Genomic DNA, 16,505 nt, shown 5'->3' with positions numbered 1-16,505 from the left:
AATAGCGATCCTGCCGGTGAGGGTACACCCACATTCGACACCAATTTTTAAGGTCACCTTCGGGTGGCCTTTTTTATTGGGTAAAAATCATGACAAAACTCAACCGCCTCTACGCCAGCAGCGGGCCGGAGGTGATCATTGAGACGCTGCAGATCACCATTGGTTCTGACGTCCATTATCTGTGCCAGGGCTACGAGGGTATTACGGCAACGACGGAGAACGGCGATACCGTAACGTTTACCGCCTGTGCGATAGACATTGCGCTGCCGGCGCGTAATTCGGACGGCACGCAGGACCTAAAATTTGCCCTGTGCAATATCGACGGCGTTGTGTCCACGGCAATCCGCAATGCGCTGGTGAACCGCCTTTCGGCATCGCTGACGTACCGGAGTTATATCTCCACTGATTTAGCAGCGCCTGCGGCAGTGCCGTATACGCTGAAAATCAAGTCGGGCTCCTGGACAGCGACAGAGGTGCAGATCACTGCGGGTTATATGAATATCCTCGATACCGCCTGGCCGCGATACCGCTACACGCTCCCTGTATTCCCCGGACTGCGTTATATCAGCTAAGGAATCCCAATGTTTAACCCTGATAAATACCGTTCAGTCACCTGGCTGAAGGGCGGGCGCGTATACCCGCAACTCGACTGTTTCGGCATTGTGAACGAGATACGCCGCGACCTGAATTTACCCGTCTGGCCCGATTTTGCCGGGGTCACCAAAGACAACGGCGGCCTCGACCGGGAAGCGCGCCGGATGATGCTTACCCTTGAGCGCTGCGAACCCTGCGAAGGGGCCGGGGTGGCCTGTTATTCCGGGTCGACTGTCACCCATGTAGGGATCGTAGTCAGTATCGATGGTCTGTTGCATGTGGCGGAATGCAACCCAGGCACGAACGTAACTTTTCTGCCGTTGCCGCGATTTAAGCGGCGCTTTGTTCGCGTGGAGTTCTGGCAATGACCATTCGTTTTTACCCGTCCCGGCTTCCCGGTGAACCACTCGAAACGCATGAGCATGGTGTAACCAGTATTCGCAGCTGGCTGGTGGCAAATGTTGAAGGCTACGAGGATCGGGATGTCCCACCGCTGACCGTTGAGGTTGAGGGGCTGTTAATTCCGCCTGGCGAGTGGGCTAAGTGTGTGATTCGCCCTGATAGTGATGTCAGGCTTTATCCGGTTCCCTTCGGGCTGGAGGCCGCCACAATCGCGTGGATCGGCGTCGGTATATCCGTTGCCGCTGCAGCCTATTCGCTTGTTTTGATGAGCAACATCGATACGGGCGGCTATACCTCATCCACAGGGCGGAGTCTCGACCTGAACCCGGCGCGGGCCAACACCGCAAAACTCGGTGATGCCATTCGTGAGGTGTTTGGCCGGGTGCGTATCTACCCGGATTATGTGGTCCAGCCGGTTACCCGGTTCGATGCCGCCGATCCTACGAAAATGCGCGTCCAGATGCTGCTATGCCTCGGAGTCGGTGAACTGATTTATACCAATGGCGATATCCGGGTTGGCAGTACGCCAGCTTCAACGCTGCCGGGTTTCAACATCACCTATTTTCCGCCAGGCGCGGACGTTTCCGGCGATGAGCGCAGCGAAAACTGGGTCAACTCCACCGAAGTGGGCGGGACGTCATCCGGCACCGGGCTGGACATGGCCCAGACGTCGCCGGACGCAGACGACATTATCGCAGACAGCATGACCGTATCCGGTTCGAGCGTAACGTTTACGGGGCTGGATACGGATGATGATGATGATAATGACGAGAACGATAACGCACTGCCGCCCAGCTGGGTCGCTGGCGCCGTGGTCGAACTGAAAGCCCCGGCTAACTACCAGATCACTTCGGCGGCCGGATACAGCGTTATCGCCAGCCCGCTGCTGACGGAGATCGCGCCGGTGGTTGGTATGCCGGTGACGCTGGGGTTTAACTCTGTCGATTACGATCTGTTTATCGCGTCATATACCCCCGGTCAGGCTGCAGTGCCCGGCACCGGGGGGAGCGCGGCAAAAGTCCAGGCCAGTGCGGCCCCGACCACCTACGATTTTTCGACCAGCTCCAGCACGTTCACGATCACCTGGCAGGGGGTTACCTACCCGGTGTCGCTGGTGGCTAACTACGTCTCGATGTCGGGACTGCTGGCGGCCATCACCGAGGGACTCACCGGCTCCGGCCTGGTTGCGCAGGACAACGGCGGAACTGTACTGATAACCGAGTCGGCCAGTCCGTTCGCGGGTGGGGCGATCACGTCCTCTTCACTGCCAGCAGCTGTTTTCGGTGATGCCCCGGTTTACACCTCCGGCACGGCATCAACCGGCGGCAGCCCGGCGGTAACGGCGAATGTGACGCTTGCCTATAACAGCGCCACGGGAACGGCCTTTTCCGGCATGCCGGAGGGGGTGCAACGGCTTTCACTTGCTCACCGCGGGAATGAGTACCGCATTGTCTCTGCCGACGGCACGACGGCGACGGTGGCGCGCCTGGTTTCCGGTGCCGTTGATGAGTCATGGCCGGGATTCTCCGCCCGGACGATGATCGACTATGAGGCCACTGGTCTTAACGACACGCTGAGCTGGCTGGGGCCGTTCCTGGTTTGCCCTGAGAATGAAGTGGTGGATGCGTTTGAAGTAAATTTCTCTTTCCCGAACGGCATCTGTGGCTTTGACAGTAAGGGCAAAAAACGGATTCGCCACGTTGAGTGGGAGATTCAGTATCGCGTCTATGGTTCCGGATCGGGGTGGGTGAGTCACCAGGGAGAGTACGCGCTTAAAAACGTCAACGGGCTGGGATTCACTGAGCGGATCACCCTCAGCTCACCAGGTCTGGTAGAGGTTCGGTGTCGCCGGCGCAATGAGCAGGGCTCAAACAACGCCAGGGATTCGATGTACTGGCAGGCACTGCGCGGGCGACTGCTGACGCGCCCTTCATCCTATCCCGGCGTGTCGCTGATGGCGGTGACCGTTGAGACGGGGGGCAAATTGGCGGCTCAGTCGGACCGCCGCGTAAACGTTGTGGCCACGCGAGCCTATGACTCAGGAACGGCCAGAACCATTTCTGGGGCGTTGCTGCATGTCGGGAACTCGCTGGGACTGGAGATGGATGTCGACACCATCAACGTGCTGGAGTCTGCATACTGGACGCCACGCGGCGAGTATTTCGACTTTGCTACCGGCGACAGTATCTCAGCGCTGGAAATGCTGCAGAAGATAGCCAATGCCGGGAAGTCACGTTTTCTGCTGAGTGATGGTCTGGCGACGGTCAACCGTGAGGGGATTAAGCCCTGGACTGGCGTGATCACTCCGCATGAGATGGTGGAGGAGCTGCAGAGCGGATTTACCGTACCGTCCGACGATGATTTTGATGGCGTCGACGTGACATACATCAACGGGACTACCTGGGCGGAGGAGACCGTTAAATGCCGGACGCCTGATAATCCCACGCCGGTAAAAATCGAGAACTACAAACTCGATGGGGTACTGAATCAGGATCACGCCTACCAGATCGGCATGCGTCGCCTGATGAAATACCTGCAGCAGCGGGTGACGTTCCAGACCACTACCGACCGGCTGCGTGGCCGGATTAGGACTGTAGGTGTATCCCGTCTGAGAAATAAACCAGGCTGGATTGTCTTTCTGGCCGGTGATCCCACGAATAGTATTATTGACTTTGTTGTAGAGTTGCCCCAGTTGCGATTTATATGTGGCTTTAGGCGTTCCGTCATCATAGTCGCGTTGCCCCTGAACGAAATCGACTCCGGTAACCGAATAGGTTTTCCCTTCGCTGTCAGCCAGGGCCTTTGCCTTCGTTACGCATTCAACGACACGATTAAAATATTTGGTATCGTCCATCAGGCTGGCAATTAACTGGCCGGACACGCCAACCGCGGAGGCGACAAACAGTCGACCAAGGTCACCACTCAGACAGTGCGCCTCAAGGAAATGTCGTCTGAATCCGTTCACCGCGCCAACGATCGGACTCTCCCCTTCATTAACCGCGCTTCGTGCCAGTGCGAGTTGTTCCGCATCGGACAGAATGGCGCTGCCAGAGACTGACTGTACAACTGCCCGCAGAGGTTGCCACGCATTTACACCCAGGGGAACAAACGCATTGTTCGTCGTGCTCGCCGGACGAACAGACTGCCCCAGCATTAGCGAATCATATTTAGGCGTTTTGCTGACAACCGGCCAGCTCATATACCCCATACCAAGGCTCTGACACTCCATCAAAAAATGGTTATACGCTTCAGTCGGAAATTTCAGCCGTGTCAGTACGCGCCGCGAAACTTCCGCCGCGTAAGCTTTATTTTTCAAATCCAGAATGCTGACTTCGTCAACAGGTGAAGAACCGCCGCCGGAATCTCCCAACAGATATCGTCCGAAATTATCCAGCACATCGATATAGAATCCTTCGGGGTCCTGAAACCGTAACCCAACATCATTAGTAAACAGGATTTTGATATTTCCCGCCAGAATATTGTCTGTCCCGAGGTAAGCAGCCCTGGATCCAAATCCCCCCTGATCATCCACTCCCCATGAAATCCAGCCCGCAGAGTCTTTCAGTGCCAGCCAGAACCCTGGTACATCTCCGGTAACAATCGAATCCAGCAACTGGCGCGAAAGTGCGTCCACGGCATCCTGAGAAGGCATCCGACGACCGGTAGCCGTCAGAACCCCATTTATGTTTTTGTACTCATCCGCAAGGGCAGTGCTGTCCGTACCTCTAACCCATGTCACGGAGCCATCTGGTATCTTTCCTGCAGCTACTGCAGCCTGAGCATCAGAGAGGGTATTAAATGGGAGCCCGATAGCGGTAATGCTGTTCTGTGCATCAGTGACAGCAGCAAGCATCATCGTCACGATCTGGCGCCACGTATCGAGCGGTTCACCTGCGCGGTCGTTAACCGTTCCGGCCGGACCGTTAACAAGTTCGTCCAGGCGAGTGGCGTTATCGAGCAGCACCGCGGGCAAAGTGCTCCCAAGTGGTGGATCAAAGGCCATGTTTTTTGCTCCAAAAAGAGGCTTCGCCCAAACGAGGGTTTGAGTGAATGGCCGCGGCTTTTTACAATCAGCTATTTCAAGGAGTTAGATCGTGCTGATTGGCTATGCGAGGGTATCAACCGGGGATCAAAACCTCGATTTGCAGAAAACAGCGCTGTTTCGCGCAGAATGTGAACAGATATTTGAAGACACCGCGAGCGGGAAAAATGCCAGACGGCCAGGGTTAAAGCGCGCCTTGCGGCGGCTGCGACCTGGTGATGTGCTGGTGGTCTGGAAACTTGACCGGCTGGGCCGCAGCGTGCGCGATCTAATTACGCTCGTGTCGGAGCTGCAGGCGCGCGGGGTGAATTTCCGCAGCCTGACCGACAGCATCGATACCAGTACGCCAGCAGGCCGCTTTTTTTTCCACGTCATGAGCGCCCTGGCGGAAATGGAGCGCGAGCTGATCGTCGAGCGTACCCGCGCCGGTTTAGCCGCTGCGAGGGAGCAGGGGAGAGTCGGTGGCCGCCGCCGGGTAATGACTGAAGAAGTGGTGGAGCGGTGCCGCAGAATGCTGGAGAACGGCGCTACCCGACAACAGATCGCAGATGTGACAGGGGTGGGGGTGAAGACGATTTACAAATATCTCCCTGTAGCACTTACTCGGGAACCTCTTTGTAGAAAATTGCAGGGATTATCGGAGATAGTTTGAAGACTACTATGAAATTCCCCGAAAAACATTGCCTCATCCTTATAAACTTAAGGATTTCAACGTGGTAAAGCCTGCTGCTGTTAAAAAGTAGTCAGCAAGATAGATTCATGGTACATGACAAGTAGAATGGTTCAATTATATAAAGAGGCTTCGCCTTCGGGACGCGTTTTGAACCTGCGATGCATCCACAGGTATTGCTCAGGGGCACGGAGAATTTCACGCTCGATGATCTTGTTCATATAAGCCGCTGCGGCGACCTTGTCCTCCCCTGGATAGCCTGACAGCGGATTGCTGATATACATGTGATAACCTTTTTTATCGCTACGTCGAATCATGCTAAGTGTGAGCAAGTCTGCACCAGCGAGTTTTGACAGAGCATACGTTCCGTTCGTCGTGGCTGCTTTTTTTACCGAGAAAAAAGGTGCAAAAACGCTTCCCTTAGACCCATAATCCTGGTCTGGTGCAAACCACACGGCTTCACCAGCTTTTAGCGCATGAACAAAACCGGATAAATTACGTCGATTAATCATCGCCTTATTTGAACGCATACGCCCTTTTGTCTGTACCCATTCCATTAATGGATTATTGTGTGGACGATACGTTGCCATCATAGGATGGCATAACCCCATTACTCTTCCACACAATTCAAGGGACATAAAATGTATCCCGACAACCATTACCCCTCTGGTCGCACCGGTCAGGTTTTCAAGCCCTTCGACATCAAACCATTTTTTGACTCTCGCATCGCTCCAGAACCAGGCCATTCCTGTTTCCATTAGTCCCAGCCCGAGAGAAACAAAGTTTTTATTGACCATCTGGCTCCGGGCAAACCGTGTCATCTCGGGAAAGCACAGTTCGATATTTCTACTCGCAATCCCTTCCCGGCGTTTCAGAAAGGGTCTGGATATTTTTCCAAGACCAGAGCCCAGAGTATGTAAAACCGGGTAAGGAAGTTGAACGAGAAGCCACAGCAGACCCAAACCAGTCCAGGTAAGCCAGTAGCGGGGATGGAGTAAATTATGAGTAAAAGTCTGTGCCATAAATTTCCTTAATGCTAATGAAGGTTATAACGCAAAAGGAAAACAATGAAGCAATTCGTCTTGAGCGATACATTTTGTTTTAGACAATTTAAAGTCATCTAAATTCAGAAAAAATAACTTTGCAATGACTAGTAAAGAATTTAAAGAGTCAGGAATGAATTGTAAGCCAGCAAAGTTATTCTGTTATAAATCCATGTTTTATCATTGATACTCAAGAAATTGTCTTCTTGATTCATCATCATCAAGGTACTCAAAAGAAAGAAGCCGAATTTTGGTAAATTTATAAAACCACTCACAATCGTTTCGTTGAATAATTTCGCCTGGTTTGAAACATATCCCGGATGCCACCCGTATAATCGCATATTTACCATTACTAAACCTGACCCGGTGAATACAGAAAGGTTGACCGGCCTGCCCGTGACAGCTGTTTGACAGGATATGTCCTTCAATAAAAACAGTTTTTTTAGATTTCATTATCATACCCTCGACAACTGCAGTACAGGAGAAATGTTGTCATTTCCCGACATCACTGACGTTAAGTGGCAGAAGCTGATCAGCCGCCGATACACCAGCATTCTGAAGGTCTGAAGAGCAGTCCGCAGGAAGGGCACTGAAGAACCGCATCTTTTCTTAGTTTACCTGCTTTTTGATCGGCTCTGTGTGCGCATGCCGGGCAGGCAACATGAACCGGTCTTTCTTTAAAATACCTGAGCCCATTTGTATAAGACATAAATAATTCTCTGAGGAATACAGTAATTATTATACGCTTTAATATAAAAATAACTGGCATAAGTTATGTTAAGTTGTGTCTGAATCAGTATATCAGATATTGAAAATTGAACGTCTGATTTATGGTACACTACCCTTCCGTGAGAAATTTAAGATGAAATCAGAAGACACCCTTGACTGGTATCCGGCACAACTACCGCCAGTGAAAATTATTCTTGGCGAAGCCGTGCTGGCTGTGGGTAAACAGGGCCGGCCGATTAATACCCGCACCTTGCTGGAATACCTTCAGGTCATGCAGGACAAACAAAAAAGGCGGGATGACAAAATCGCCATGCAGACTGCGATTGATGTTCTCAGGGATAATCAGCGCATTAACGGCAGACGTTAATGCACCTCCGGGCTCAGTGTCAGTTCTGAATGATCTCAACCGTATGGTTTTGTCCATCATCCTTCAGCGGTATTCTGTCATCAGGGAGGAGAACACCATCCAGTGTCACGCAATATTCTGCATCGCCGCGTGAAACACTAATCTGATAATGGCTTTCACCATATTGATATGCCATAGAAAAAGACGACCACTCATCCGGTAACCGGGCATGAACACTAAACTCAGTGCCGGAACGTTTTATCCCCAGTAATTCCTCGGTAAGTAAACGCCAGGCCCAGCCTGCGGAACCGGTATACCAGCTCCACCCTGCACGTCCGGTATGGGGAGCGACGCTGTAGACATCAGCACTCATGACATAAGGCTCAGCTTTATAAATCCCGACAGAGTCCGCATTCAGGGTATGATTTATAGGGTTGAGCATTGACCAGAGTTGCCAGGCTCGTCCGGCATTCCCCATTCTGGCAAAGGCCATCACTGCCCAGATGGCGCCATGCGTATACTGCCCTCCGTTTTCCCGCACGCCTGGCAGGTACCCCTGTATGTAGCCCGGATTTGGACCGTGTCCGTCGAAAGGAGGCGTTAACAGTTTGATCAGCCCTCCTTCGTTATCCACAAGGTGCTTATCCAGCGCCTGCATGGCCTTTGCGCACCGTCCCGGGCTCGCGGCGCCGGACAATACAGACCAGCTCTGCGCAATCGCATCAATCCGGCAGTCCTGTGAGGTTTTCGATCCCAGGGGAGTACCATCGTCAAAATACCCGCGCCGGTACCATTCCCCATCCCAGGCGTGGGCTTCGAGATTACTTTGCAGGCGCAGAGCCTGTGAACGGCACATCGCGGCGACGCTTTCATCCAGCCTGCGCTCCGCCAGCGCTGCAAACCGCTGCAAAATGTCGTACAGGAAGAAGCCCAGCCAGACGCTTTCACCTTTGCCTTCGATACCCACCCGGTTCATCCCGTCATTCCAGTCACCAGCACCCATCAGCGGCAGGCCATGCTCCCCGAAGCGAAGTCCATAGTGAATAGCTTTGACGCAGTGTAACCAGAGTGTCTCTTCGGTGCCGCTGATGACCGGCGTGTCATAGACAGACTCTTCACCAGGCTGAAGCGAGCGTCCCTCCAGATAAGGAATGCGTATTTCCAGTGCATCCATATCCCCCGTCGTTTCAACATAGTGGCAAACAGCAAGCGGCAGCCAAAGATAGTCATCGGAACAGCGGGTACGCACACCGTTGCCGTGTGGCGGGTGCCACCAGTGCTGCACATCCCCCTCGATAAACTGCCGTGATGCACAGAGTATTATCTGTTCACGCATCCGGTCCGGAGCAGCGTGGCTCAGAGCCAGCGTATCCTGCAGCTGATCGCGAAAACCAAATGCACCGCCAGACTGATAGTAGCCACTCCGGGCCATAAGACGGCAGGCGACCGTCTGATACAACAGCCAGCCATTAACCAGTAAATTTACGGACGTGTCGGGGGTGTTAACTACGATTTTATCGAGAACATTGTGCCAGTGATTATGAATCCGGTTCAGCTCCTGGCGGACCGTATCCTCGTTCATGTAGCGGGCCAGCATCTCCTGAGCACAAACATCATTCTCCTCTGCGCCGAGGATAAAAATAAACGTCCTCTGGTCCCCGTCAATTAATGTAACCGCCGATTGCACCGCTCCGCAGGGATCCAGACCGGCCCCCGTCTTACCAGAAAGCTTTTGCAGTTTCATGGCCGAAGGGGCGTGAAGGGAACCATTACGGCCAATAAACTCCCGGCGGTCCCCTGTCAGAGAACAGTCATTACCGCTGACGGCAAAAAATGCAGTTCGGCCGCCACCATTATCACCATAAAAGTTATTCGCAAGCACCCCGCAGCCGCCGGGCGTTCTGGCCACATGTGTCACAATGTGAGGGGCTGAGCGCGTTCGTGTTTCTCCGAGCGTCCACTCTACATAGCCTGTGACGGAAAGTTGACGTGTCCGTCCCGAAGAGTTGCTGAGCGTCAGGAGCACCAGTTTAACCGGATCTTCTTCAGCAACCAGGACCGTCAACTCGCTGTCTATACCACTCTCACGATGGGCAAAAACGCTGTAGCCAAAACCATGGCGGGTCAGGTAATCACCGTGTCCGCGAACAGGTAAAGCCGTCGGCGACCAGCACTCCCCGCTCTCTTCATCGCGCAGGTAAAATGCCTCGCCGCTGCGATCGCTCACCGGATCGTTCTCCCACGGCGTCAACCGGTATTCATGGGCATTCTCATACCAGGTATAGGCCTGCCCTGCCTCTGAGATCACACTGCCAAAACGAGAATTTGCCAGTATGTTCGACCAGGGAGCCGGTGTAATCGCATTTTCCCGAAGGACGATCTGATATTCCCGCCCATCCAGAGAAAATCCACCGTACCCATTGAAATGGCATAACTGACTGGTATCAGGGCTCCAGTCCGTATGTTGATTACGCTCGCGCACAGCACGCGGAATGAATGCCCTTGCCGGCGATTTCAGGGTATGAATACGCTGGTTAAGCTGCTCATTAATACCCCCTGCGCGGTCATCAAGATAAAGACAGGCCACGCTCATCAAAAGCAACTTATCCTCAGCGGAGAGATGCTCACCGTTCCGGACAAAAAGCCCGCCCTTTTTATCCAGCAGACTGGCTTCAGACCCGGCATAAATTAACTCCATAATCTGATTTTGTAATCCCTGCTGGTAGCCGCCGGGGCTGTTATTCAGGATAACCAAATCAACATCCAGCCCTTTCTGTCTCCAGTAACGGTGTGCCTGAATCAGTGTGGTCACTGAGGTGATACTTTCCTCGCTGGTTATACTCAGCAGCACTATCGGCAGATCCCCTGAAATTGCCCAGCCCCACAGTCCGGACTGGCCACGCCGGTTGCGGCCGATCGCCTGGCCTTCGGCGCGCAGCTCCTGGACAGGGTAAAGCACAGCGCTGGCGAGACTATTGAACAACGTGGCATCATCTTCACTGGCGTTCATCTGGCGCAATACCACCAGACTGTGAGACCAGGCCAGTTCAAAGACGCGATCGGCGATAGGGTAATCGCGATATTTCTCCAGCAACGCCAGGCTCTGCTGACGGGTCTCGCTGATGCCATAAATGATATCAATCGTAACCGGCTGCCCCGGCTGCAGAATAATGGCGTTGCGAATTGCCAGTATCGGATCCAGCACCGAGCCCGACGTGTTGCCTAGCATCCCTCCCGTCTCTATTGCCTGTGCATTCGCAGGGTTTCTGCCACGTCCAATAAACCTTGCCCTGTCCGTTTCAAACGACACGTTATGTCGGTTATCGCCGTGCACCACCATCATGTGAAACAGGCAAGGGCCCGGTTCATCCGGTGAGCGCGGGCGCCGGTGGCAAAGAATAGCGTCACGCTCAGGAGCCAGCTCAGTCTGAATAAACAAATTGCTGAATGCCGGGTGTGCCAGATCGCTGGCATCAGGTGCCAGTACCACTTCAGCATAGGTTGTCAGCTCCAGAGAGCGAGGCTTGCGACCACGATGAATCAGTGTGAGCCGTCGCAATTCAACATCATCCTCCGGAGAGATCACCACCTGAGTTTTGACGCTGAGTCCCCCTAAGCTGCGTCTGAATTCTGCCCCCGCATCGGTGAACAACACTTCCTCGTCTTGTCCGCTGGTGTAGCCTGTTGGTTGCCAGGTATTGCTCCACACATCTCCCGTCTGGGTATCGCGGATGTAGCAGAATGCTCCCCAGTTATCACGGGTGGTATCACTGCGCCAGCGCGTTAGTGCAATATCATTCCAGCGACTGTAACCGCCGCCGCCCGCGGTCAACATCAGATGATAATGGCCGTTGGACAGGAGTTGAATATCCGGGGCGGGGGTATCCACGCTATAGAAAATACGGGGTTCATAGCGAACGGGTTTGACCATGCCCTCATGAGATTCAAAATGACGGCGCGGACTGTACAGATCGACCGCATCCGGCACGCGCTCCTGTAACAGCAGACTCGCTGACCGGAATACCGTGCTGGACATAAAGCGTTCAGTCATGGGGGCGTCAAGCAGCACATGAGCCAGCGCCTGAAATGCCATACCCTGGTGATGCGCCATCCAGGACTGTACCACCGCATAGAGCTGACCGGTTGCAAGACGTGAGGGGGTATAGTCCAGCGCTTCATAAAAACCGTATTCTCCGCGTGCACCATTTTTTTGCAGCCTGAACAGGTTCTCACAGGCTCTCTGTGGGGAAACCATCAGCGCCAGCAGCGTGGCGTAAGGAGCAACAACCATGTCATCGGCAAGTCCCCTGCGCAGACCGAGCCCCGGTACGCCAAATGCCTGATACTGATAATTATGCTGAACATCAAAAGCATGATAGCCAGACTCTGAAACACCCCATGGTACCCCGCGTTCTTTCCCCCAGTGAATCTGGCGCATAACCGCCGACTGACTCATTTCATCGAGCAGGCTGCCGGGCCAGGTGGGCATCACCAGATTCGGCATCAGATATTCAAACATGGATCCGCTCCATGACATCAGGGCCGTTTCATTATCAATCGTGGTAAACAATCGACCCAGCGCGTACCAGCTTTTAAGAGGCAGCTGATTAGTCGCAATGGCAAGAAAACTGGTCAGGCGGATTTCAGACGGCAGGAGATCGTAGTGGCTCTTGTCAGGCATATTGGTGTCACAGTTATAACCGACGCTGAGCAGACTGGTTGCTTCACTGTACAGAAAGGCGAAATCCATCCGGGCATGCTCATCCAGCCGCTGTTCCAGCTCGGTGATAATATTGAGTCGCATTCGGGCCTGCTCCGCCACTGACGCCGGAGGCGTTCCTGTACCGGTTAATGTCGGACGGGCAAGCTCGCTCAGCGTCGGCAGCGTCTGTTCATTCCAGGATGCAGGCAACCAGCCAAGCAACAGAGACCACTCATGGCAAAGCTGAACCAGTTGATGCTCCAGATGTCCAGCCCAGCGTATCTGAAGAGGAGATCCCTGATGGCATGCGCTGGTCAGATGGTTGCACTGGGTGCGCATGCTTTTCAGTTCGCTGAAAAGCGCCTGCGGAGAGAGCGACATCGCATTCAGGCAATGCTTGCGCAGCAGTCTCAGGCTGTCAGGTGGGTTCTTACCCCACTGTTTTTCCAGAATATCCAGCGTATCGTTCAGTCCTGTCAGTATCTGTTGGCTGCTTAAAACAGGCTGATGACGCATGGCGGACAGGCCTGCACGCAGGGTCAATAAATGCCCAGCCATATTGCCGCTGTCGACGCTGGAGATATAACGTGGACTGAGGGGGACCAGCGTACGGGTGTCATACCAGTTGAAGAGATGGCCCCGGTAGTGCTCCATTTTATCCATCGTGTCGAGCGTGAGCGACACGCGCCGGAGCACCTCTCCGCCAGGCAGGTAGCCAAAGTCCCATGCCGTCAGGTTAGCCATAAGTGAAAGACCAATATTGGTAGGAGAAGTTCGGTGTGCCACCGTCGGTTGTGGTATTTCCTGATAATTATCAGGCGGAAGCCAGTTCTCTTTTGCTGTGGCAAATGTTTCAAAAAAAGCCCAGATTTCACGGCTTGTCTGGCGTAACAGCTGTTTTTGTTCCTGATTAGGCGAAAAAACCTTACGCACGGGCTGGCGACTCAGCCAGCTCATCAGCAGCGGTGCCACACACCATACCAAACCGATCGGTAACGCAATCCCCAGCAGCTGTGGGGCAAATTGTCCGGTCAGTATTGTCAGCGCCACGCCACCGGCAACGTTCAGCCACATCGCCTGATAAAAACGTGCAACAGTGGGTCTGGCCTGACTGCTGTCCTGGCTGTGGCTGACCCACTCGCTGAGGTGACGCCTGCTTATCCCCAGTCGCCATAGCGTCACGGCGATCGCTTTCAGCGAATATCCGGCTTCGTGCGGCAGTATCGCAAAATTAAGGCTGATACCTGACAGACGCTTTAGCGCGCCCGCCCCCACCAGTAACAGATGCGACTTCACGCGGCGACGCAGAGGTTTATGCAGAAGGTCGTGGCTAATGCAGAGGAGGGCTGGCAACAGCCATATCAGCAACAGTATGCCCAGCCAGTAAACCGGATTGGGTACCCAAAGCAGAGTGAAGAACAGCAATACCAGTAAGGAGGGGGCTACCAGGCTGCGACGCAGATTGTCGAGTAATTTCCAGTAAGAAAGCGCGGTCAGTGGATTCCGGGTACGGGTTCCATCGGTTTTTCTGACGTGTGGTTTCAGCCAGTTAAGCAGTTGCCAGTCACCCCGGATCCAGCGTGAACGGCGTGCAACGTCGGACAGATAATTATTAGGGTACTGTTCGTAGAGTAACACCTCACTCAGCAGACCCGAGCGCGCATAGCACCCTTCGAGAAGATCATGGCTGAGAACCAGATTTTCCGGGCAGGTATTGGCAGTGGCCTGCATAAAAATGTCAACATCGTAAATCCCTTTGCCCACAAACGATCCTTCCCCAAAGAGATCCTGATAGATATCCGAAGACATCATAGAATAGGGGTTATTACCCGGTATGCTGCTGCGCAGGGCGGCGTAACGCCCCTGACCGTTACGTGGTATCTCCTCCGCAAGACCGGGTTGTAAAATACCAAATCCTTTGACCACCCTCTGGCGTACCGGATCATACTCTGGCGTATTCAACGGATGGGCCATCGCCGCGACCAGTTTGTGAGCCGTATCGCGCGGCAACACCGTATCACTGTCCAGGGTAATGACGTATTTAATGTGATCCGGTAAAAGGTGGGCCGGCATGTCTGCAACGCTGACGAATTGCGTTCCCGGATGGCGCAACCAGCTGTTCAGCAACGCCAGTTTTCCCCGCTTGCGTTCGTAGCCCATCCACATTCCTTCCGAGGGGTTCCATTCAGGCTGACGATGTAACAGATAAAAACGTGGTCGACCGGAGGGGTAGCGCCGATTCAGCGCCTGCGTATCAGCGATAGCCTGTCTGAGCAGCGCGTGACTTTCCGGCGAGGGTTCATTTTCAGAATCTGCAAAATCAGTGAGCAGCGCGAACCTGAGATTTTCGTTTTCATTCCCCAACCAGCAAACTTCAAGACTGGTGAGGAGCTGGCTGAAACTTTCGTGGCTGGTCAACATGCAGGGAATGACTAACATAGTGGCACTGTCAGCGGGAATACCGGCTGAAAAATCCATCCCCGGCAAGGGGCGAGGAACGCGAAAACGGGTGGTTGCGTCACTGAGTAAATCACTCATTAACTGAGTTAAAGCGATAACCAGAGGTAATATCACCGCGATTAACAACCAACCTGCGCCCTGCATGGCAGTTTCGTGCAATATTGCCGCGGTCGCTGCGGTTGTCAACAACGCCAGGCTGCCAAGCCATGACAGCAGGGTTATTCTGTTGAAACTGTGCCGCAAGCGTATGAGTCTTGAGGTGTCTGCCAGAAGATGTATATCCAGTGCCTGTCGACCTTCGCCGGCGAGATAATAACCAATATGATGTTCCGGTGTATTGGGGGCTTTTTCCTCTGAAAGCGCCAGCACCCTGTCAGCAACCTCAGGCTCGCTGAGCCCACTGTCTCTGGCCAGGACCTCAACTACGTGCCGGTAATGATCCCGGGTATTGAAGTGCATCCGGGGATAGATACCGGCAGGATCATTGCTTAATGCCTGTTCGACGACGCTTATCGTTTCGGCGAAATCAGCCCAGTCCGTTTCACCCAGTAATCGCAGACCTGCGATGCTGTTACTGACAGACAGCTGGCTGGCGGCAAGCTGTTGATTGAAGTTATTTATGAGAATGTCAGTGGTGACGCCCTGTTCCCGAAGGCACTGATCAACCCAGGTAAGAGGTAACGACAGCGCGTTGCCGTGCCCCTGCAGACGCCGCACCAGTTCTGCGACAAACGCGCTGGATAACGGAGGACGGGAGCGCGCCAAATCGGCAACCACCATAATTAAATCACCAGGCGCACTCTCTGCACATTCGAAAATCCTGGTTATCCACGTATCTGCCAGGTTTCTGTCCTGTTGCGCTTTTATCACTTCCATACTGATACGACGAAGATTTTCAATCAGCGCCAGGCGCAGCATTCCCGGTAATGCCCAGATTTCACCTAGTGTCAGCGGCGTCACCTGTTGATAGGCAGCGAGATAGCTGGTCAGACTGGTGGCATCCCAGCGGCCATCACCGTGAGCAATGGCCTCTGATGCGATATGATAAATTCTTGGGCAATTCAGCGGCGACATCAGCGACGGGAGACCTTTACCAAAACTTTTCGGCAAGTGCTGGCGGACGGTACGGATTTGTTCCTCAATCAGATAATAATTGTCCAGCAACCACTCCCCGGCGGGCATGATACTGGTCTTTTTACCTGCATTAAGCTCATAGCAGTTTTGGGTGATAACGGCCTCATTGTCGCCAAGCCGTTTCAGAAGATAATAGGGATGTTTATCCGGTGATACTTTATGGGTCCGCGCCAGCTTCTGACCATAGCGTTCCATCTGGGCAGTCGAAAAGAGTTCTGACCGCGGAGTGCTTTCGCTTGCAGGATCGTTCGCCGAAAACGTTACGTTTTCGGCAGCATTCACCGGAATACGGGAGCGGTTAAACCACGCTCTGGGGTTCATTTTCATAGCATTGCTCTGATGCGACATTAGCGCGCAGGAGCAGTTGCGAAATCAGTTCAGAA

8 protein-coding genes and 1 pseudogene are annotated in these 16,505 nt (G+C 53.6%); 5 read left to right on the top strand and 4 right to left on the bottom strand.

The annotated features are described in order from the left end of the window. The first annotated feature begins 89 nt into the window (after positions 1-89). The 4 genes and pseudogenes from R0140_RS16065 to R0140_RS16050 all read left to right on the top strand — a co-directional run bounded on the left by R0140_RS16065 (position 90) and on the right by R0140_RS16050 (position 5,690). The gene (locus R0140_RS16065) at positions 90-572 is read left to right on the top strand and encodes a DUF1833 family protein (protein ID WP_317703856.1); all 483 of its coding nucleotides are present in this window, start codon (positions 90-92) and stop codon (positions 570-572) included. 9 nt (positions 573-581) lie between these two features. Further along, positions 582-962 carry a hypothetical protein gene (locus tag R0140_RS16060; RefSeq protein ID WP_040198729.1) on the top strand — a complete coding sequence of 127 codons (381 nt, stop codon included), beginning with the start codon at positions 582-584 and terminating at the stop codon, positions 960-962. Further along, a pseudogene (locus tag R0140_RS16055) lies at positions 959-3,565 on the top strand (host specificity factor TipJ family phage tail protein); the annotation flags it as partial. The gene R0140_RS16060 and the pseudogene R0140_RS16055, both read left to right, overlap by 4 nt. A 1,525-nt stretch (positions 3,566-5,090) precedes the next feature. Further along, positions 5,091-5,690 carry a recombinase family protein gene (locus tag R0140_RS16050; protein WP_317703855.1) on the top strand — a complete coding sequence of 200 codons (600 nt, stop codon included), beginning with the start codon at positions 5,091-5,093 and terminating at the stop codon, positions 5,688-5,690. A 131-nt stretch (positions 5,691-5,821) separates the two neighbouring features. On the opposite strand, the gene lpxP is transcribed toward R0140_RS16050, so the two are convergent. The 3 genes from lpxP to R0140_RS27830 form a co-directional block, all read right to left on the bottom strand. Further along, positions 5,822-6,730 carry a kdo(2)-lipid IV(A) palmitoleoyltransferase gene (gene lpxP / locus R0140_RS16045; protein ID WP_317703854.1) on the bottom strand — a complete coding sequence of 303 codons (909 nt, stop codon included), beginning with the start codon at positions 6,728-6,730 and terminating at the stop codon, positions 5,822-5,824. A 201-nt stretch (positions 6,731-6,931) separates the two neighbouring features. Next, positions 6,932-7,204: a hypothetical protein gene (locus tag R0140_RS16040; RefSeq protein WP_023322470.1), complete on the bottom strand. Its 273-nt coding sequence runs from the start codon at positions 7,202-7,204 to the stop codon at positions 6,932-6,934. Positions 7,205-7,283: 79 nt separating this feature from the next. Beyond that, entirely contained in the window at positions 7,284-7,460 is a 177-nt protein-coding gene (locus R0140_RS27830) for a YnfU family zinc-binding protein (protein ID WP_411555507.1), read from the bottom strand. A gap of 153 nt (positions 7,461-7,613) precedes the next feature. On the opposite strand from R0140_RS27830, the gene R0140_RS16035 reads away from it, so the two are divergent. Next, on the top strand, positions 7,614-7,847 hold the full coding sequence (locus R0140_RS16035; protein WP_004132711.1) for a hypothetical protein: 234 nt from the start codon (positions 7,614-7,616) through the stop codon (positions 7,845-7,847). 19 nt (positions 7,848-7,866) lie between these two features. On the opposite strand, the gene R0140_RS16030 is transcribed toward R0140_RS16035, so the two are convergent. Further along, entirely contained in the window at positions 7,867-16,449 is an 8,583-nt protein-coding gene (locus tag R0140_RS16030; protein WP_317703853.1) for a GH36-type glycosyl hydrolase domain-containing protein, read from the bottom strand. Positions 16,450-16,505 lie beyond the last annotated feature (56 nt).

This window comes from Klebsiella sp. w6, from assembly GCF_033100215.1.
In the GTDB taxonomy this organism is placed as follows: Bacteria; Pseudomonadota; Gammaproteobacteria; order Enterobacterales; family Enterobacteriaceae; genus Klebsiella; species Klebsiella variicola.
Note: the sequence above shows the minus strand (reverse complement) of the source record. Positions and strands in the feature narration are given on the sequence as shown.